Here is an 18,624-nt window from a genome sequence, read left to right as displayed (position 1 = left end):
AATCAATTTCTAATGCCTGCTCACCGATTTTTGCATGTAGTTTTTTTAGATCGATGGGTGGTTCTGTTGGAGCTTTTGATTGATCGAAAGCTTGCGAGGAAGCTGAAATCAGTTGATTTTTCCAGTCGATAATTTGGTTTTGATGGACATCAAATTCAGCACTCAATTCAGCAAGTGTTTTTTCTGCTTTAATCGCAGCAAGTGCTACCTTAGCTTTAAAATCATTTGAATGATTTCTTCTTGGTCTACGTGCCATAAAATACTCCATATATTGATGTTTATAACATCATTTGGGGAGCAAAATATCACTTATAAGTGTTGTTCAAATTTCCTGATCCACCTCTAAGTGACTCTTTAACCAATCATGATATGTGGATTAAATATGGTCAACATGGTAAGGGTATAGCTTTAGAATTTGATAAACAGCACCAATTTTTTAAAAAATATCCTACTAGAAAAGTCATTTATTCCAATGAAAAACGAGCTTCAATTACTTATTATGAAGGTTGTATTCGTATAAATGGCATTAGATTAAAAGATAAATATGAATCAGCTTTAGATGTACAGGATCACCTTCTTAATGAAATTAATCTAAGTGATCTTATAACAAGGTTATTTTTTACTAAAAACTTAAAATGGTCGACTGAAAATGAACATCGTATTATTTTCGACTTACAACAATACGATCAAAGAAAGGAAAACATTTTTCTAAAAAAAATTCCTTTCGAAGCATTTAAAACATTAACATTCGGCTGGGATACACCTGAATCAATAATAAAAGAAATCTTCCAAAAGATTAAAAATAATCCTGCATTAAATCATCTGAGAATTCAAAAAGTACGTTATGGACAATTAGAAAATTATGACAATTTAGAAGTAGTAGATATATAAAAAGGACGCTTTCGCGTCCTTTTTATTTGAAAGGTTTAGTAAAAACTAAACTGCCTCGAACATAGTTCTTGGCATAATTTAGGCAAGAAGCGTTGCTTCTTGAAACCCCTAAATTACTCCCATTCAATTGTTGCTGGTGGCTTAGATGAAACGTCATATACCACACGAGAAACTTCAGCAATTTCGTTCATGATACGTGTAGAAATACGGTCTACCAGGTCATATGGAAGATGTGCAAAACGCGCTGTCATAAAGTCGATGGTTTCAACTGCACGAAGTGCAATTACCCATGCATAACGACGGCCATCACCGACCACACCCACAGATTTCACTGGTTGGAATACGGCAAAAGCTTGAGCAGTTTTGTCGTACCAGCCGCTTGCGCGAAGTTCTTGCATGAAGATGTCATCAGCAAGGCGAAGAATATCAGCATATTCTTTTTTCACTTCACCCAGAATACGAACACCAAGGCCTGGACCTGGGAACGGATGACGGTAGATCATGCTATGTGGCAAGCCTAGAGTGGTACCCAATTTACGTACTTCATCTTTAAACAGGTCACGCAATGGTTCAACCAGGTCAAATGCCAAATCTTCTGGCAAGCCACCTACGTTGTGATGCGACTTGATGACATGTGCCTTACCTTGTTTGCTGGCAGCAGATTCAATCACGTCTGGATAAATCGTACCTTGTGCAAGGAAGGTTACGCCATCGAGCTTACGCGCTTCTTCAGCAAAGACTTCAATAAATTCACGACCGATGATTTTACGTTTTTTCTCTGGATCAACTTCGCCAGCCAATGCAGAAAGGAAACGATCTTCAGCATCAGCACGGATCACGCGGATCCCCATGTTGTCTGCAAACATCTGCATCACTTGATCGCCTTCGTTCAAACGAAGCAGACCGTTGTCTACAAATACACAAGTCAACTGATCGCCAATTGCTTTGTGCAAAAGCGCAGCTACAACTGATGAATCCACACCACCTGACAGACCTAACAATACTTTTTCATCGCCAATCTGTTCACGAAGCTGTTCTACACGCAGGTCAATAATATGTTCTGGTGTCCACAGACCACGACAACCACAAATCTGGTGTACAAAGTTAGACAGTAATTCTGCACCTTTCGAAGTATGTGTCACTTCAGGGTGGAACTGGATCCCATAGAAACGGCGGGTTTCATCAGACACCATGGCAATCGGGCAGCTTGGTGTGCTTGCAGTCACCTGGAAGCCTTCTGGAATACGTGCAACCTTGTCACCATGACTCATCCAGACATGCAGCTGGTTCTCACGGTCTTGCAACTGACCAATCAGCTGGTCACGTACCACGATATCCACTTCTGCATAACCGAACTCATGTACAGTACCTGGCTCAACTTTACCGCCAAGCTGTTCACACATGGTTTGCAAGCCATAACAGATACCCAGTACAGGTACACCTAACTCAAATACCACTTGCGGCGCACGCGGGCTGCCTTCCAGGTGAACACTTTCAGGTCCACCAGACAAGATGATACCGTTTGGATTAAATGCGCGAATGTCTTCTTCAGACATGTCATAGGCATACATTTCAGAATATACACCAGCTTCACGGACACGACGTGCGATGAGCTGACTATATTGAGAACCGAAATCCAGAATCAGGATACGATCTTCAGTAATTTGAGTATTGGTAGTCATGACAAACAACTATGAAAGGCAAACGAAAGATAAGCGCCGTATTCTAGCATTTTTATTAGGCTTAAGCACACTATTCCCATCAGCATAATAATTAAGCGGTTTATTTCTTTAAATAGAATTAAGCTTTCGATTCAGCAAGAGAGCTTTCCCTTCTCTCCACGGAATTCAGCGTATTTACGCTATTTGGATTTGAATATTTTAGGATCGGCCAGTTAAGTGGCTATTGAAAGTTTATTTCATCTATCTCTATCACTGTCTTCATTTGATAGCGTTTAGGATTGAAAATGGGAGCCACCTTTTGATTTTTATTTTAATGACGTTTTCATGCTAAGCCTGTTTTCGCAGGAATTCACCGCTAGTTTATAAGATAAATTTTTAATTCACCCATCAGTGATAAGCGGGCAATTATTTTCCTTTTCGGTACTGACTTTCATGCCCCAGACTGTTAGGATTTGATCACCTTTTCGCTTGTTTTTTCCCTATGGAACTGCTTGATTTTATCCTCCACGTTGATGATCACCTGCTCGAATTCATTACCAATTACGGCATCTGGATTTATGGCATTCTTTTCCTGATTATTTTTGTTGAAACGGGACTGGTGGTGATGCCGTTCCTGCCGGGAGACAGTCTGCTATTTGCATCAGGTGCGCTTGCGGCTTCAACGGGTGCTATGGATCCATGGGTACTGATTCCGCTACTGTTCACTGCGGCAGTGCTGGGCGACACCCTGAATTATCATATTGGTAAATATATTGGGCCACGTGTATTTGAGATTGAATCACGTTTTATTAATAAAAAGCATTTGCTTGCTACCCAGCAGTTCTTTGTGAAACACGGCGGCAAAACCATTATTTTTGCCCGTTTCATTCCTTTTGCACGTACCTTTGCACCTTTTGTTGCCGGTGCGGGAAGTATGAATTATAAATATTTCTTGACTTATAATATAATCGGTGCCTTTCTCTGGATTAGTTCATTTGTGATCCTGGGTTATCTTTTCGGCAATATGCCAATCGTCAAAGATAATTTCACTCATCTGATTTTCGGCATCATTATTTTAAGTGTTATGCCAGGTGTGATTGGCTTTATTCAGCAGAAACTCAAGAAAAATAAAATCGCCTGAAAGCCTAGAGCAGTTGAGTGAACATTCACTCCAGCCAATTGATCAACAAGGGCACCAGACAAAGCAGTAAAAACAGAGCCGACCCTTTATAAATCAGGTCGGCTTTTCTTTTTGCTGACTCCCCAGCCAGAATCGCTTGTCCAAAGATCATCCAGAACAACGCAACAAGCAAGGCAATCCCAGTAAAAATGGCAAAGACCAGAACAAAGTTACTCGGACTTTCCCAAGTAGAGAGCGGCAATATTCCGGTCGCCAGAAGCGCTGCTTTGGGATTTTTTAGGGTTCCCTTAAACATCTGCCAGGGACGGATCTGAGGATGACTCTGATTATATTGTTCCAGTTGCCGAGCCTTAAATAAATGGAAGGTCATCCAGCCCACGCCGATTGCACTCAGCACATGCACCAGTTCCTGAAAACTGGGCCAGATTGGTGAAAACAGATGAACCAGCAAAGCCCACCCGTTTATCGCATATAAATACCCTACCAGAATGACGGGAATATACAGACTGGTTTTGGCTGTTCCCTGCTGATAGGCAGAACTGGCCACCAATGCATTGGCAGGTCCAGGGATCATCAGCACTGCTATTGTTGCAAAAACAAAGAGCCAGTTTTCAATCATGGTAGTTAAACATATCAGACAAGGTGATTACCTTAACCAATCTCGTGTTCTGATCACAAGACGAGATCTTTCAAAATTTTATGCGCATCGGTCATTTTTTCTGGCAAATACTGTGAACTCTGTCACTTGACCAATCACTTTTAAGATAGAAAAAATGCCGACCTAAAGTCAGCATTTTTTTGATGTTTAGAGGGCTATTTATTGGTGTTTTGACGGACAACAATTGGGCAAGCTTTAAATTTTGCAGCTTGTACAATAGCTTCCTGTTCACCCAGTAGACGTGCCGTTTCAGTGCGTTTGGTATTGGAAGACTGCCCCATATTCACTGATACACTCGGACCAATGCCCCAGCCGCCGCGGCTGCCCCAGCCACCACCGACGCCTACCCCTACGCCGACACCTGTACGTTTAGGCGGCTCAACACCATTATCAAGATACTGCTGAATACGGTTGTATTCACCCTGAAGCTGCTGACAGTTGAGGGTCTGATAATGGGTCGGTGAAACATAGGTCGGTTTGACCGTCGTTGCACAGGCACTCAGCAAGCTAAGTATGCTGATTGCCAGGCTTATTTTCACAAGTTTCATAGTTAACTCGATCTTAATGCTGCTCTATCTCATTGAACAATGATTGATAGGCCTGAGTCAATTTATGATCAGTTGCCAAGTGAATTAATGGCTGATTTTTTTGATGTGACTCTTTCATCAGCACCGACGGCGGCAACATGCTGTTCAGCACCGGCAGTCCTTCATCTTTCAGTTGCTGTACCACTTCGCGTGGCAGTTTTGCCTGAGCCTGAAACTGGTTGACCACGATGCCTTCAATTTCCAGACGTTCATTGTGATCATCCTGAGTTTCGATGACATTCTCAATCAAGGTTTGTAAGGCCCGTTTAGAAAACACATCACAGTCAAACGGAATCAGAACACGGTCTGCAGCAATTAGGGCTGAGAGCGTAAAGAAATTGAATGCCGGCGGAGTATCTATAAACACCCGGTCATAATGCTCAGCAAGTGGTTGCAAGGCATCGCGCAGCTTATAAATCTTATGCTTGGATTCCAGTGCATGGGCTAATGTGCCCAAACTCGGACTTGCCGGAATGACATCCAGATTTTTAAAAGGTGATTGATGCAGATAACTTTCCAGCCCTTTAGCCCGGGTCTTGAGAATGGAGCCAATCGCATTACCAATTAAGCTTTTGCTCTGCTGGTTCCCCAATACATCTTCAAAATAGTTTTCAATATTTGGCTCCAGCGCCGGCTTGTCACTCGAATAAGTTGCATCATCCCCTAGTAAATACTGGCTGGAGTTTGCCTGCGGATCAAGATCGATTAACAGGGTTTTAAGCCCTTGATGCGCACTGATTGCAGCCAGATTGACTGCAATACTCGATTTCCCTACCCCACCTTTTTGGTTAAATACCACACGAGTATGCATAAACACCCCTCTTTATTTTTCTAATGATCAGTATGTTTTAGTTCATTAACTGATGAATAATTTAGCCAAAATTCGGCTTAATCATGACCAATACCATAATCACAATAAGTGAAACCACAGCAATAAATAAGCCAGCACGGCGTTGTACCAGCAGGATTGAATCATCTTTTTTATAGGCTTTGCCCAAGGATGAAATCAGCACCAGGAATAAAATGATTTTGGCATAAAACCAAGGCTGTACATCAAAATTCTTTAAAAACAGGGCAATAATCCCAGTTAAGGCAATCACGCTAATAACCAGGTGCTGCAAAGCGACCAGAAATACACGCGCTTTCGGATTCGGCTGATTGCCCTGTGTTCCCACAAACAAGGTAAGAGCACGTGCAAGAATGGCCACAATGGCCAGTCCTGCCGCAGACATATGAATAATCTTGACTAAAAGCTGGGTATCCATAAAGTCCTCTTAGTTTTTTGGTGCATGTGCACATTCCGGACTAGACGTATCCTGTCCTGTCCACTCTTCAGGCAAGAAAGCATGAATTGCCAAGGCATGAATTTTATCTTTAGACAGCAAATCACCTGCCGCAGCATAGACCTTTTGATGGCGTTGTACCGCACGCAGGCCGGCAAAGGCTTCACTGACAATCACCGCCTTAAAATGCGATTCCTTACCCGGAAAATATCCACCATGACCCGAAGATTCATTCACGACTTCCAGGTAAGTAGGTGACAATTGTGCCAAACGGTCTTTCAGTTGTTGTTCTAAGCTCATGGCCTGACTCCGATTCAAGATATGGGTCCAGTATACCCTGTTCTATCCGCTATTTCGGTGCAAGAAATGTCTGCAATTATTTGATTGTGCCGAGATTTCATTAAATTTTGCATAAATTTTGTCTAATTGTCTGGAAGCACAGAGAATATTGCTTTTATTTTATGCAATCGACACAAGATTTTTCATAAAGTTATTGACCCTGTTTTTGCATGCTGTATTATACACGGCATGCGGGAATAGCTCAGTTGGTAGAGCACAACCTTGCCAAGGTTGGGGTCGCGAGTTCGAGTCTCGTTTCCCGCTCCAAATTCTTTTTTGTTCATTTTTTAAAGTAAAAAATCGATCGACCCTGCGGGAATAGCTCAGTTGGTAGAGCACAACCTTGCCAAGGTTGGGGTCGCGAGTTCGAGTCTCGTTTCCCGCTCCAGATTCTAAAAGCCTCAGTTGAATGACTGGGGCTTTTTTATTGTTGTTTTATTCAATATTTTACTTCATAAGAAATTTTTATACTTAAAAAAGTAAGTTTACAAAAGTGCTCTTTCAAAACTGTGAACAAAAAACCGTGTAGATGATGCTCCAGAGTATCAATCATACAAGATAAAAAAAACTCCAAAACAAAAGATAGTATTAGCTACTACTAAGTGGCTTATGTTAAACAAGATCAGCTTGCCTAGATCCTAAATATTGATGCCGCGGAGCCTGTTAATAATTTCTGTCATTGCTTCTTAATAAAAAAGCAACTAATATGCCTCTTATACCACCAAAAAGCAATAAATGTATCTACAATGAATAAGTCTTTACTTCAGCAAATCAAAAAAAGACGAACCCAATTGGGCTTAAAGCAAGTTGATATGCAATCCCGTACAGGCATTTCAAGACAGCAATACCAAAAGCTGGAAAGTCAGGGTAACCCTCGATTAGAGACCTTAGAAATTATAGCGGCAGGATTAAATGCTCAACTGATGCTCATCCCTGATGATAAGGTTCATTTGATCAGACAATTATTGAATGATGAAATTAAAGTCACTATTGAAGATCAGGATGACTTAATGACTAACCCATGGAAGGGTCTTCTCGGAGGAGAGGAACCATGAATACTGTTGCCGTCCTGAAATTAACATTACATCACGGTATCGTTGGATACTTGGCAGGATTTCAGAGCGGAAAAAATATTCTGGTTTTTACAGATTCTTTCCGCTCTGATCAGCAACGCCCGACCTTGAGCCTGCTGACTTCCCCCTTGTATCCTCAAGTGGATAAGATTTTAGAAAAGACCTATGTTACACATCAGCGTTTACATCCCTTGCTATCAAACTTGCTACCAGAAGGTGCATTACGCGAACTGATTGCACAAAGCCTCAAAGTACATATAGACAATGAATTTCAGTTATTGGCAGCTTTAGGTCATGATTTACCTGGAGCACTCATTGCGACTCCATTAGATCCAGAAGAAATTCCAGATGAAATAAAATTCAAACTGCAGATCTCTAATCCAGATCAGATCTTAAAGCAAGAGATTCGAACAGATAGCCGGCGTCCAAATGAAGTTTTCCATGAAAGCCAAAGATGGGCGTTTTACACTAGTCCAGACAACGGAATCGTCTCTACTCGGGGACTGGATTGTCAAAACTCCTTCTTCCAGACATGCTTTTGTTCCGCTAAATGAATATTCTATGATGAGCCTTGCCAAAATGGTCGGAATAGATGTCCCTGAGATTCGCTTGGTGGATATGGCACTCTTACAAAACCTTCCACCATTAAGTTTACCCCAAGAGCAATATGCTTTTGCAATCGAAAGATTTGATAGACAGAGTACTGTTGATACTACAGAGCTTATTCACATCGAAGACTTTGCTCAGATCTTCGGTACATATCCACAGCAGAAATACAGCACCACAAATTATGAGCAGATAGGAAAGATCATTTATCAATTTTCAGATAACAAAATTCTTGATATTCAGCAATTTGCCAGCCGCTTACTTGTCAACATTTTGCTCGCCAATGGAGATGCACACTTAAAAAACTGGAGTATGATTTATCAGGACAAAAGAACACCAAGATTATCTCCCGCATACGATATATTGATGACTAGTGTATATATTGAAAATGAGCTTCATTTCGCATTGAATCTTGCCAAAAATAAAGATTGGTATTTAGCTGAGATGAAACACTTTGAACAATGGGCTGAAAAAGTCGGTGTTCCATGGCGTGTTATTGAAAAACAACTTCACGCGATCATGGACAAAGCACGGTCAGTATGGCAAGTGCTATTACTAGACTTACCTATGTTTTCTGTTCATAAAGAAAAATTAAGAAAACATTGGAAAAAATTGCATCCAGACTTTCAGATACTTACAGATGATTAGAGGAAACCTGTAACCAAGCTAAAATTTCTCAAACAATTTCATCACATCATTTTCCGTCAGTTTCGCTTCTCCCTCATGATCTGTGCTTAGAATAGACTGTGCCAGTTCTGCTTTATTCTGCTGCAAGGCAATAATTTTTTCTTCTATGCTTTTATTGGTAATCAGCTTATACACAAATACCGGCTTGTCCTGTCCAATCCGCCATGCACGATCTGAAGCTTGATCTTCAGCAGCAGGGTTCCACCATGGATCATAGTGAATGACCGTATCTGAGGCAGTTAGATTCAGACCAACCCCTCCTGCTTTCAGACTGATCAAAAATACCGGCACTTGTCCAGACTGAAATGCTGTAATGACTTCATCTCGCTTTTTGGTCTTTCCAGTCAGCTTCACATAGCCAATTTCTGCGTGATGGAGCTGTTGTTCAATCAGTTCCAACATTGAGGTAAACTGAGAGAAAATAAGAATTTTTCGTCCCTCTTCCACCATTGGAACAACCATATCCATCAACTGTTCAAGTTTGGCAGAATACGCCTGCCCGGTTTTAACTGAATCCAGTTTCAGCAAGCTAGGATGACAACAGACCTGACGCAGCTTCAGCAAGGCATCTAAAATTTGGATTTGACTACGCTTAAAGCCTTTTTCTGCCACAATTTTCTGAATATTTGCCTGCATCGTGGCGCGAACAGCCTCGTATAGCTTGGATTGCTGCTCATTCATGTCAATATTGACTTCAATCGTAGTTTTTTCAGGCAATTCCTTGGCAACGTCAGTTTTCAAGCGACGTAAAATAAAGGGTTTAATGCGGTTTACCAACTTTTGCCTTAACTGCTGATCACCGCGTTTTTCAATAGGATAGCGGTACTTTTTATTAAAGATTTCTTGTGAATATAAAAATCCTGGCATTAGAAAATAAAATAGTGCCCACAGCTCACCCAAATGATTTTCCATAGGTGTACCAGTTAGACATAGACGATGTCGCGCTGTTAATTGCCGTACTACCTGTGCAGCTTTGGCACGCGGATTTTTAATATTCTGCGCTTCATCCAGAATGAGTTGATGATATTCATATTGCTTCAGTTGCTCTTCATCTCTCGCCAAGAGCGGGTAGGTGGTTAACACAATGTCATAGTGTGAAATCTGCTCAAAATACTGATGGCGGTCGGGGCCTTGTAGCAGCAGTACCTTGAGCTCAGGGGTAAATTTTTCCGCTTCTTTGAACCAGTTATGCATCAGCGATGTGGGTGCAACAATTAAGGCGGGTCTGTCCTGCAAATGACCAGCCTGCTTTTCCATGAGTAAGTGGGCTAAAGTTTGTGCTGTTTTACCCAAACCCATATCATCCGCCAGAATCCCGCCATGCTGGGTTTCCCTTAAAAACTGTAACCAGCCTAGGCCCTGCTGCTGGTATGGACGTAATTCCCCCTGAAAACCTTGTGGTGTCGGCAGTTGTTGCTGATAGCCTTGTTTGAATTTCTGCGCAAATTGCTGCAGGCGATTACTGACCTGCCACACCATCCCCAGATGATGCTGTAATTCTAATAGTTGACTCGCATCATAGCGATCTATGCTACGCTCTTCTTGCTGTAAAATGCTCTGCAGATGCAACAATACCGGCTTAATGTCCTTTGCGGATAAAGCCAAATCTGGTTGATCCGCTGCAGTTTTCAGGGTGAAAATTTGACTGTCATTCAGATGACCAAAAATCCGTGGATCAAGTAAATCAGGCTGTTCTTTCACCAAAGCCACAAGTGCATCGAGTAAATCATAGCTATTGCCTACACTGTCCTGAACGGTCGCCCCGATATTGAACCAGTCTTGTTGGCTTTCAGATTCAGTGATGGAAATATTTAAATTTTCAACATATTGCAGCTTAAATGGGCTGTGTTCCAGATGCTCTATCTGCCATCCAATCAATTCAATTTGATTGATGGGCATCAGCTGTTTGATCCAGTCTCCATAGAACGCAAAAACCATAGAATCAAGACGTTGTGTATCCAGTTTTAATTGCTGGTAATAATTAAGATCTTTTACCCACTTCAGTGATTCGACCAACAGCTGTAAACGCTGGATTGACTGTTGTTCCTGAACTAAATCCCGAAGCTGTCGCACTATTTTCCCATGCTGCTCACCAATAAAACTGTCACCTGATGTACCTGCTTTTATTCGCCCACCAGCATAGGAAAATTCAATTTCAGCACAAACAGACTCTTCCCATTTCCAATCAAATTTATCTAAAACACCGAAGCGTAAAATTGGCTGGGGACTTCCCTCAAGGACATCAATATGCTGAATAGATTCGGGCCGAGGCAGATTTTTCACGTCTGAATATTGATGAGTCAGTTTCTCAAACTCTGGCAAGAGCATAGATGGAAGATCAGGCATCTGTAAAAAATGGTACAGAAGATTTGCCGTATATTCACCATATAACTGGCCCACCGTGTTCTGTTGAATATTCACATAACATGGTGGATGGCTCGCGAGAATCTGAATATGAGGATTTGATTTTAAATCGAGTCGAATATCACCATTGACCAATTCAATATTTAAATGCTCAGTCTGTTGTTTAGCCCCTTGTTCCCATCTAAATTCGATGTTGTAGCCTTGTTCTGACCATTGAAGTGCAGTATGGCTCTTTTTTTGCCAGTACACATCGCCACTTTGAATAAAAGATTTGAAATGCTCCAATAAAATTCTGGAGATATCAAGATTGCTTTGATAAAAGCGTTCGTCACTGTTTATTTTGGCATAATAATAAATCTGGTTAAATAATTGTCGTTTTTGTTCAGGTAAAGTCAGATGCTTTCTGGTGATATTTTCATATTGGGTATAATAACTTTCCCCCGCAATTGAGCCGTTTTTATTGCGTCTGGCCTTCTGAACATCAACTGTCAATTTCTTTAAGCTGACAGACTGATCTAGCAGGTAAATTAAATAATTGTTTGTTTTGACAGATTGCTCTGGTTCAGTCTGTTGTAAATACCGTTTAAAATCATTCAACCAGCGCTGCGCCTGATCATCCCCCCGTTGGCGTTTTGCGATTCCCTGCGGGGATTGAGAGTCAGCATAACGCTGCTGAAATTCCTGGCGATATTCCTGAAAGAATAACCGCGCTAAAGCAGCAGCATGTTTACAGTTATATCCAACCGGACAAGTGCAGTCGTCATCGATTAAACGGTCTTTTTGGGGATTATAGGTAATCGCGGTATCGTAATAATCTGTTCCTTCAATTTGGGCATACATCGTAACCCCGTCTTTTTCCTCAAAGAACTCAATCGTTTCCCTATCAATGTGTTTAGCATAGCTCAGACTGCGCTGAAGAGTTGCAGTACTAAAGCGAGATAGAAAATTGATCAATGAGGACATAATTACCAGAAACCAAAAATGTTTATACAATTATAACGGACAAAGCTGTCATTTCAGAACAGTACTGCTCGCCAACGTATCAAAAGGAAATAAATCCATGCTCAAAAACTTAATGTTTACTACAATGGATGGGGTGAATATTGGCTTTGGGGTACATTGGTTTCCTCAACCGCAATCACAGGTCGGCCATTAATCGCCTTTGAATACAGTGCAGAAGCGATCAGTAAAGGTTTAGAACTTTCCTGCACATCAAATAGATATCATGGGTGAGGCACTGAATATTCCTCGACAAGCTCTTGTGAAACTTGGTACTCAGGAAGCGGAACTTTGTGTCCAAGAAGTCGATGAAATTATTGGCTCGATTTGTAAGGTTACAATCTGATTCAGCAATATCGCTCATGACCTATTACCTGGACAAATTCAAGCAGAGACTCTCCAACTGATCCAAAATAGGATTGAGCATAATATTCATTTATTGCACTAAATAGCCTTCACAAAGCTTCTATGAAGGGCTTATTCTAACCGTTGTTTTATCACGGCATAAACTACACCAGTCACCACACTTCCAATCGCAATCGCCAATAAATATTTTAATGGATAATTCATCGCATTCGGAATGATCAGTACCATTACACCGCCATGAGGAGTGACTAGTTCACATTTAAATAATGCAACCAAAGCCCCAGTTACAGCACCACCTGCGATCGCGCATGGAAGCACTCGAATCGGGTCTTTGGCAGCAAACGGAATAGCCCCTTCCGAAATAAAACATAGGCCCAGAACTACAGCAGCCTTCCCTGCATCTTGCTCAGGTTTGGCAAATTTATGCTTTGCCAGAAAAGTTGCAATTGCCATACCCAATGGCGGTACCATACCCGCAGCCATGGTAATCGCCATCGGTCCGTATGTTTGTGACGTAAGTAAGCCCACCGTAAAGGCATAAGCCGCTTTATTTATTGGCCCCCCAACATCAATACACATCATACTCCCAAGGATAATCCCCATGATCATGGCATTGGTCGTCCCCATATTGGCAAGGAAGTGTGTGAGTAATTCAAACAATTGTGCAACAGGCTGTCCAACCACATAAATCATGATTAAACCAACAGCTAAACTGGCCAATAGTGGAATAATCAAAATTGGTTTTAATGCTTCTAGGCTACTTGGGAGTTTAAGCTGTTTCGATAAAAATAACGCAATATAACCTGCAATAAAACCTGCAACTAATCCACCGAGAAAGCCTGCCTCTAATTGTGTTGCAAGTAAACCGCCAATCAAACCTGGAGTTAAACCCGGACGATCCGCAATAGAATAAGCAATGTAACCTGCCAGCATAGGTACCATAAGAGTAAATGCTGCAGCACCTATTTGCTTTAAGGATGCGGCAAAGCTTCCTTCAACAGGATTGAGGCCAAACATAAACGAGATGGCAATGATCAAACCGCCCGCCACCACCATCGGCAGCATGAAAGACACCCCTGTTAAAAGGTGTTTATAAATTCCTGTTTTTTCTTTGTTTTCATTTCCTGTCTTAGTGGCTATTTGCTTACCCGTTTCAAGCACTTTGGCCTCAGCAATTGCATTTGCAAAAGTCTTATCCGTTTGCTTAAGGGCAAATCCTGTACTGCAGCGATATACACGTTTGCCTACAAAGCGATCTGTATTGACCTCAATATCCGTTGCTAAGATCACCACATCTGCTTTGGCAATACTTTCTGCCGATAAAATATTTTTAGCCCCAACCGATCCTTGGGTTTCAACATCAATCTGATAACCGTGCTTTACTGCACCTTGTTGTAAGGCTTCGGCCGCCATAAACGTATGCGCAACACCAGTTGGACATGCTGTAATGGCGACAAACCGTGTAACCCCTACATTGGCTGCAATAGTTTCATCTAAAGCCTCTGAATGCTCAAGAACTTGTTGCAAAAGCATGATCGCATCGTGTTGTGCATTATTCAAACCAATGACTTTCACAACCTTGTCACGCAGTTGATCCGCTTCTGCCGGCTTCTGTCCAACAAAAACAACCGTATCAATCACATTTGATAAATCAAGATGCTCAACTGATGTCGCCACATCATTGGAAATACCAAGTGCTGTTGCTGCTTTGGAGAGTTTTTTGGCCAAAATCACTGCATTAATCGGCTGCTCGGGACTATGTGGCACAAATAAAATATGTTTTATCTCTTGCATCGTATTAACTCAATGATTGGACTGAGATTTGCGATTTCAAATCTTCAATAACAGCAAAGTCTGGAAGGGCAAACCCAATTTGGGTCACAGCATTGCTCGCAATTGCGGTTGCTGTTTTCAATGTTTCTTCTGGGGAATTTGAACTCAACAAGCCATGAATCATACCTGCCAGCAAGGAATCTCCCGCACCCACCGTACTTTGGACGGTGACCTTCGGTGCAGTAGCATGCAGGGGTTGCGTGCGGTGAAGCCAGTTCACCCCGTTTTCACCCATCGAGACCACAATATGTTCGATCTGACTATTTAAACTGGCAAAAAGATGCTGCTGTTCTGCAAACGTTTCTGCTGGCAAATGGTAAGTTTCCGTCAACTCATCTGTATTAGGCTTGATCAACCAAGGATGGGCAGCAATTGCTGCTTTCAACGCAACACCACTGGTATCTACTGCGACTTTTTTACCCGCAGACTGTAACCATAGAATCAGTGTCGAAAGCTCTTCTGCAGAAAAACCTTGTGGCAAACTGCCTGCAATCACAATCACATCAACCTCTAAAATCAGTTGAGATAGGCGTTCACGTAGTTGTTGTTTTGCTGAGGTATCTACAAAAAAGCCCTTGCCATTGATGTCAGTCATCTGACCAGAAGCTTCTGCAACTTTAATGTTTTGTCGTGTTTCACCTGCAACATAAATAAATTGGTTATCAAATTGCTCTTGCTGAATATGATGGTCAAAAATTTGACGGTTTTCTTGCCCCAAAAAGCCACTCACAATCAGTTCATGACCCAAATCCTTAAGGACCTGTGCCACGTTTAAGCCTTTACCTGCTGCATGGCTTTGGGCCGTTAACTGACGATTGACCTCGCCAACTTTTAGTTGATCCAATTGCACGGTGAGGTCAATTGCAGGATTCAGAGTAATGCTTAATATCTTAGCCATTCGTAATTACTCCACCAATGCACGTACGGCAGACGCACTGTCACAACTTAAGGCTTGCTGTGCGACCTGTTGGCAATTTATATAGTTCAAACCACGAATTTGCGCCTTCACCAATGGAATACTGGTACTCGACATACTCAACTCATCCACGCCCAAGCCTATCAATACAGGCACAGCTTTTGGATCAGCAGCCAATTCACCACAAATGCCCACCCATTTACCATGCTGATGTGCTGCCCGAACAGTTTGATCAATCAATAGCAAAATACTCGGATGTAAACCATCAGCTTCAGCAGACAACAGTGGATGACCACGGTCAATCGCCAGAGTATATTGAGTCAAGTCATTGGTTCCAATACTAAAAAAATCAACTTCTTGAGCAAGAATTGGAGCCAACAATGCTGCCGCAGGAACCTCAATCATAATACCGACTTGTAAGTTTTCACATGGATGCTGTATGCGAACCTCATCCAAAATTGCTTTTGCTGCTCGCCATTCTTCAACCCGCCCAATCATCGGAAACATAATTCTTAATGGGCGATTATCCGCTGCTTTAAGTAAAGCAACCAATTGCTGACGTAACAACTCTGGCTTACGTAAAGTCAGACGAATACCACGTAAGCCCAAGAATGGATTTTCTTCCTTTTCAATAGGCAAATACGGCAAAGGTTTGTCCCCGCCCACATCAAGTGTACGTACCACCAATGGACGACCCGCCAAAGCATCTAACACCACCCGATAATCGGCTTCTTGTGTAGCCTCATCAGGCGCACTGCTGTGTGACATAAAGACCAATTCTGTGCGTAGCAAACCAATTGCTTCTGCCCCATCGGCCACAGCCTGTATCGTAGCGCCCACTTTGCCAATATTGGCTGCGATTTCAACTTGATGTTGATCCAGTGTGATGGCAGGTTCTAAACAATGCTGTTCCGCTTGTTCTCGTAACTCACGCTGGCGTTGGCCCTCTGCAATGGCATGATCAATCTGACTTTGCTCGGGTGAGACCACATACTCCCCAGTATCCCCATTAATTAGCACGGTGGCATGGTTTTCAATATTTAAAACAGCTACACCTGCACCTACGACTGCTGGAATAGCCAGAGCACGTGCCACAATGGCACTATGGGCACTCGCTCCACCAACCGCGGTCAAAATGCCTGCAACACGATCTTTATTCAGACGCGCGACATCACTTGGACCAACATCATGCATAATTAAGATATAAGGTTGCTCGGGTTCTGTGACATCGGCCACACCGCACAAAGCAGCCAAAACACGCTCACCAATATCCCTTAAATCAGCCGCACGCTCTGCCAGTAAACGATCGCTAAGTGCAGCCTGTGCGGTAGCAGCCACTTCAATATGATCATGCCAAGCTGCAGCAGCAGACAACCCCTGTTTTAAACCGCGTTGTACACTTTGGAGGAGGTCTGGATCATCCAGCATTTCCAAATGTGCCATGAAGATCTGCTTAATGGCAGTAGATTCAGTATGTGCAATGAATTGACGTAAGCTATTTTTCACCTGATGAAGCGCAATTTCGAGCTTTTCATTCTCAGCTTTAAAACTCTGTCCGCGACGTTCATAACTAAATTCGCGTGGCTTCACCACATGAGCAGGACCAAAAGCAAGGCCAGTTGATGCCGCAATACCGCAGCTACCCGTATCGCCATGTGATTCAAAAGGCATTAATTCCAAAGTATTTACGACTGGGTCACTACTGCTATGCTGATGAGATACAAGATCAACAGCTTCAACCTCTTCTCCTAAGCCCTGTTGAACTGCATCAATAATCTGTTCTAAGCCAGCTACAGCATCGGTATCAGGTTGTGCAATAAAAGTCAGAGTTTGACCACGACGACATCCCATGGCTAATAATTTGGTTAAACTTTTTGCCGAAACGTAAGCCCCCTCATCTACAGCAACTAGAATATCCCCTGCAAATTTCTTAGTCATATTGACCAAGTGTGTCGCGGGACGCGCATGTAGACCATGAGCGTTAGCTAAGACAATACGACGAGATGGCCAATCAGGAATCAGTTCAGCACCAATTAACTGCGCCAATTGGTGACTATCTTGCTCTTGGTTGAGGGTATGAACTTGTTCAGTATCAAACAAAATATCCATTAACCGTTGAAACCGTTGCATATCCAGTTGCTCATTACTGGCAATACACACCAAAGTCTTGAGCATTTCCTGCTGATGGCTTAAAACCTGTTCCGCTTTTACCAAACTTACAGCTGGGCTCAAAACATGCTGGTTAGAAGTGATCGACCAGACCCCCTCCCCTAAATGAATCATGCTGTTTAGGTTTAAACCCGACAGAAAACCACACTCCACCATTTTTTGCTGTTTCAGCAACTGTGTTGCCTGCCAAATTAAATCTTCTACATCAAGTGCGGGAACTTGGGTGGCGATTAAATTTTCATGCAATGCCAAAGATGCAGGTTGGGCTTGTAATAATGCAATAATTTGCTCTGCAGATTGAGCCTGTTTCACTTGATCAGCGACATCATTAATTAAAGCTCGCGTCAAAATTTGTAAGACTTGCAAATGCTCATCTGATTTCGCAGCAATCACCACTGCTAAATAAATTTTATTTTCACCGTCCCAAACAACTCCTTCAGGAAAGTGCGCCAGACGAATCCCAGTTTTTAAAATATATTGGCGAGACTGAGGCGTCCCATGCGGAATGGCAATTCCTTGCCCTAAATACGTTGCACTTTGTTGTTCGCGCACGGTCAACCCATGAATATAATCAGGTGTAACCAATTGGTCTTCGACCAAGATATCGACTAGACATTGCAACGCTTGTGCCTTATCAGTGGCGTGTTGTTTCATTCGAACATGTTGTATATCTAGCGCGAGCATAAAACGTCCTTGCAAAGCAGCATAGTGAGAAGATGCTTTTTACTGCAGAAAAAATAAGTCGAATTCTACTCAGGATTTACACAAAAATCTGTATTTTTTGATTTTATCTTCATGATCATCATTACAACGTAATTAAGAAACGACGAGATTCTTCAGAGTTCAGTGTTGCGATTATTAAGCTAGGGTAAGAATAAAATGTGTGCTTTAGGTGCTGCAATGCGCAAGCTTATATATCTGTGTTCTTTGTACACGACAAAAAAAGATAACTCATTGAAATAATGGCATAATACTTGTTTTCTGACGACGAATATGATGACACATTTCAATGAGTTACATCTCATCTTAAACAAATATCTAAAGTGGAACA

General features: G+C 42.1%; 15 protein-coding genes, 2 tRNA genes and 2 pseudogenes. 7 read left to right on the top strand and 12 right to left on the bottom strand.

Annotated features, from left to right (window positions below; translation table 11 throughout):
* A partial coding sequence (locus tag ACEWB7_RS14645; protein ID WP_131725237.1) for a transposase occupies nt 1–268 on the bottom strand: 268 nt, incomplete at its 3' end.
* A 101-nt stretch (nt 269–369) separates the two neighbouring features.
* Here ACEWB7_RS14645 and ACEWB7_RS14640 point away from each other — a divergent pair.
* The gene (locus ACEWB7_RS14640; protein WP_313660182.1) at nt 370–891 is read left to right on the top strand and encodes a DUF2971 domain-containing protein; all 522 of its coding nucleotides are present in this window, start codon (nt 370–372) and stop codon (nt 889–891) included.
* A gap of 113 nt (nt 892–1,004) precedes the next feature.
* Here the strand turns inward: ACEWB7_RS14640 and guaA are convergent, their stop codons facing one another.
* Entirely contained in the window at nt 1,005–2,573 is a 1,569-nt protein-coding gene (gene guaA, locus ACEWB7_RS14635) for a glutamine-hydrolyzing GMP synthase (protein ID WP_302700247.1), read from the bottom strand.
* A gap of 481 nt (nt 2,574–3,054) precedes the next feature.
* Here guaA and ACEWB7_RS14630 point away from each other — a divergent pair, with 481 nt between their 5' ends.
* Entirely contained in the window at nt 3,055–3,693 is a 639-nt protein-coding gene (locus tag ACEWB7_RS14630) for a DedA family protein (protein ID WP_313661187.1), read from the top strand.
* Between the two features lie 25 nt (nt 3,694–3,718).
* Here ACEWB7_RS14630 and ACEWB7_RS14625 read toward each other — a convergent pair whose 3' ends face one another.
* From ACEWB7_RS14625 to ACEWB7_RS14605, 5 genes are all read right to left on the bottom strand, one after another.
* Nucleotides 3,719–4,312: a hypothetical protein gene (locus ACEWB7_RS14625; RefSeq protein ID WP_005233326.1), complete on the bottom strand. Its 594-nt coding sequence runs from the start codon at nt 4,310–4,312 to the stop codon at nt 3,719–3,721.
* A gap of 194 nt (nt 4,313–4,506) precedes the next feature.
* Nucleotides 4,507–4,899: a hypothetical protein gene (locus ACEWB7_RS14620; RefSeq protein ID WP_004780647.1), complete on the bottom strand. Its 393-nt coding sequence runs from the start codon at nt 4,897–4,899 to the stop codon at nt 4,507–4,509.
* 13 nt (nt 4,900–4,912) lie between these two features.
* On the bottom strand, nt 4,913–5,749 hold the full coding sequence (locus ACEWB7_RS14615) for a ParA family protein (RefSeq protein ID WP_034704678.1): 837 nt from the start codon (nt 5,747–5,749) through the stop codon (nt 4,913–4,915).
* Nucleotides 5,750–5,810: 61 nt separating this feature from the next.
* Complete coding sequence (locus tag ACEWB7_RS14610; protein WP_291360226.1) at nt 5,811–6,203, bottom strand: SirB2 family protein; 393 nt, start codon at nt 6,201–6,203, stop codon at nt 5,811–5,813.
* 9 nt (nt 6,204–6,212) lie between these two features.
* Entirely contained in the window at nt 6,213–6,521 is a 309-nt protein-coding gene (locus ACEWB7_RS14605) for a BolA family protein (protein ID WP_004780643.1), read from the bottom strand.
* 230 nt (nt 6,522–6,751) lie between these two features.
* Here ACEWB7_RS14605 and ACEWB7_RS14600 point away from each other — a divergent pair.
* The 4 genes and pseudogenes from ACEWB7_RS14600 (at nt 6,752) to ACEWB7_RS14585 (ending at nt 8,887) form a co-directional block, all read left to right on the top strand.
* A tRNA-Gly gene (locus ACEWB7_RS14600) sits at nt 6,752–6,827 on the top strand.
* Nucleotides 6,828–6,872: 45 nt separating this feature from the next.
* Nucleotides 6,873–6,948: transfer RNA gene (locus ACEWB7_RS14595), tRNA-Gly, on the top strand.
* A 358-nt stretch (nt 6,949–7,306) separates the two neighbouring features.
* Nucleotides 7,307–7,615, top strand: a complete 309-nt coding sequence (locus tag ACEWB7_RS14590) for a helix-turn-helix transcriptional regulator (protein ID WP_004282130.1) — start codon at nt 7,307–7,309, stop codon at nt 7,613–7,615.
* Nucleotides 7,612–8,887 (top strand): annotated as a pseudogene (locus ACEWB7_RS14585) (type II toxin-antitoxin system HipA family toxin). The gene ACEWB7_RS14590 and the pseudogene ACEWB7_RS14585 overlap by 4 nt, the downstream one beginning before the upstream one ends.
* A gap of 18 nt (nt 8,888–8,905) precedes the next feature.
* Here ACEWB7_RS14585 and ACEWB7_RS14580 read toward each other — a convergent pair.
* Nucleotides 8,906–12,253 (bottom strand): SNF2-related protein, encoded by a 3,348-nt coding sequence (locus tag ACEWB7_RS14580; protein WP_411580926.1) that lies wholly within the window; start codon nt 12,251–12,253, stop codon nt 8,906–8,908.
* 119 nt (nt 12,254–12,372) lie between these two features.
* Nucleotides 12,373–12,501 (bottom strand): hypothetical protein, encoded by a 129-nt coding sequence (locus tag ACEWB7_RS14575; protein ID WP_264756144.1) that lies wholly within the window; start codon nt 12,499–12,501, stop codon nt 12,373–12,375.
* Here ACEWB7_RS14575 and ACEWB7_RS14570 point away from each other — a divergent pair.
* Nucleotides 12,501–12,737: pseudogene (locus ACEWB7_RS14570) on the top strand (hypothetical protein); the annotation flags it as partial. The gene ACEWB7_RS14575 and the pseudogene ACEWB7_RS14570 sit on opposite strands and share 1 nt — an antisense overlap.
* A gap of 29 nt (nt 12,738–12,766) precedes the next feature.
* Here ACEWB7_RS14570 and ACEWB7_RS14565 read toward each other — a convergent pair.
* From ACEWB7_RS14565 to ptsP, 3 genes are read right to left on the bottom strand one after another with little or no spacing between them, the layout of a single operon-like run.
* Nucleotides 12,767–14,449 (bottom strand): fructose-specific PTS transporter subunit EIIC, encoded by a 1,683-nt coding sequence (locus ACEWB7_RS14565; protein ID WP_272390143.1) that lies wholly within the window; start codon nt 14,447–14,449, stop codon nt 12,767–12,769.
* A 4-nt stretch (nt 14,450–14,453) separates the two neighbouring features.
* Nucleotides 14,454–15,386 carry a 1-phosphofructokinase gene (pfkB, locus tag ACEWB7_RS14560; protein ID WP_104426894.1) on the bottom strand — a complete coding sequence of 311 codons (933 nt, stop codon included), beginning with the start codon at nt 15,384–15,386 and terminating at the stop codon, nt 14,454–14,456.
* A gap of 6 nt (nt 15,387–15,392) precedes the next feature.
* Entirely contained in the window at nt 15,393–18,257 is a 2,865-nt protein-coding gene (gene ptsP, locus ACEWB7_RS14555; RefSeq protein ID WP_272390145.1) for a phosphoenolpyruvate--protein phosphotransferase, read from the bottom strand.
* Nucleotides 18,258–18,624: the final 367 nt, after the last annotated feature.

Source organism: Acinetobacter sp. NIOH-H-8 (assembly GCF_046635365.1).
GTDB lineage: Bacteria > Pseudomonadota > Gammaproteobacteria > Pseudomonadales > Moraxellaceae > Acinetobacter.
Note: the sequence above shows the minus strand (reverse complement) of the source record. Positions and strands in the feature narration are given on the sequence as shown.

What these genes read in the sequence shown, in the direction of transcription:
- ACEWB7_RS14625 (WP_005233326.1), bottom strand. Translation starts at nt 4,312, where the DNA reads ATGATTGAAAACTGGCTCTTTGTTTTTGCAACAATAGCAGTGCTGATG.
- guaA (WP_302700247.1), bottom strand. Translation starts at nt 2,573, where the DNA reads ATGACTACCAATACTCAAATTACTGAAGATCGTATCCTGATTCTGGAT.
- ACEWB7_RS14640 (WP_313660182.1), top strand. Translation starts at nt 370, where the DNA reads ATGTGGATTAAATATGGTCAACATGGTAAGGGTATAGCTTTAGAATTT.
- ptsP (WP_272390145.1), bottom strand. Translation starts at nt 18,257, where the DNA reads ATGCTCGCGCTAGATATACAACATGTTCGAATGAAACAACACGCCACT.
- ACEWB7_RS14605 (WP_004780643.1), bottom strand. Translation starts at nt 6,521, where the DNA reads ATGAGCTTAGAACAACAACTGAAAGACCGTTTGGCACAATTGTCACCT.
- ACEWB7_RS14610 (WP_291360226.1), bottom strand. Translation starts at nt 6,203, where the DNA reads ATGGATACCCAGCTTTTAGTCAAGATTATTCATATGTCTGCGGCAGGA.
- ACEWB7_RS14630 (WP_313661187.1), top strand. Translation starts at nt 3,055, where the DNA reads ATGGAACTGCTTGATTTTATCCTCCACGTTGATGATCACCTGCTCGAA.
- pfkB (WP_104426894.1), bottom strand. Translation starts at nt 15,386, where the DNA reads ATGGCTAAGATATTAAGCATTACTCTGAATCCTGCAATTGACCTCACC.
- ACEWB7_RS14590 (WP_004282130.1), top strand. Translation starts at nt 7,307, where the DNA reads ATGAATAAGTCTTTACTTCAGCAAATCAAAAAAAGACGAACCCAATTG.
- ACEWB7_RS14615 (WP_034704678.1), bottom strand. Translation starts at nt 5,749, where the DNA reads ATGCATACTCGTGTGGTATTTAACCAAAAAGGTGGGGTAGGGAAATCG.
- ACEWB7_RS14620 (WP_004780647.1), bottom strand. Translation starts at nt 4,899, where the DNA reads ATGAAACTTGTGAAAATAAGCCTGGCAATCAGCATACTTAGCTTGCTG.
- ACEWB7_RS14565 (WP_272390143.1), bottom strand. Translation starts at nt 14,449, where the DNA reads ATGCAAGAGATAAAACATATTTTATTTGTGCCACATAGTCCCGAGCAG.
- ACEWB7_RS14580 (WP_411580926.1), bottom strand. Translation starts at nt 12,253, where the DNA reads ATGTCCTCATTGATCAATTTTCTATCTCGCTTTAGTACTGCAACTCTT.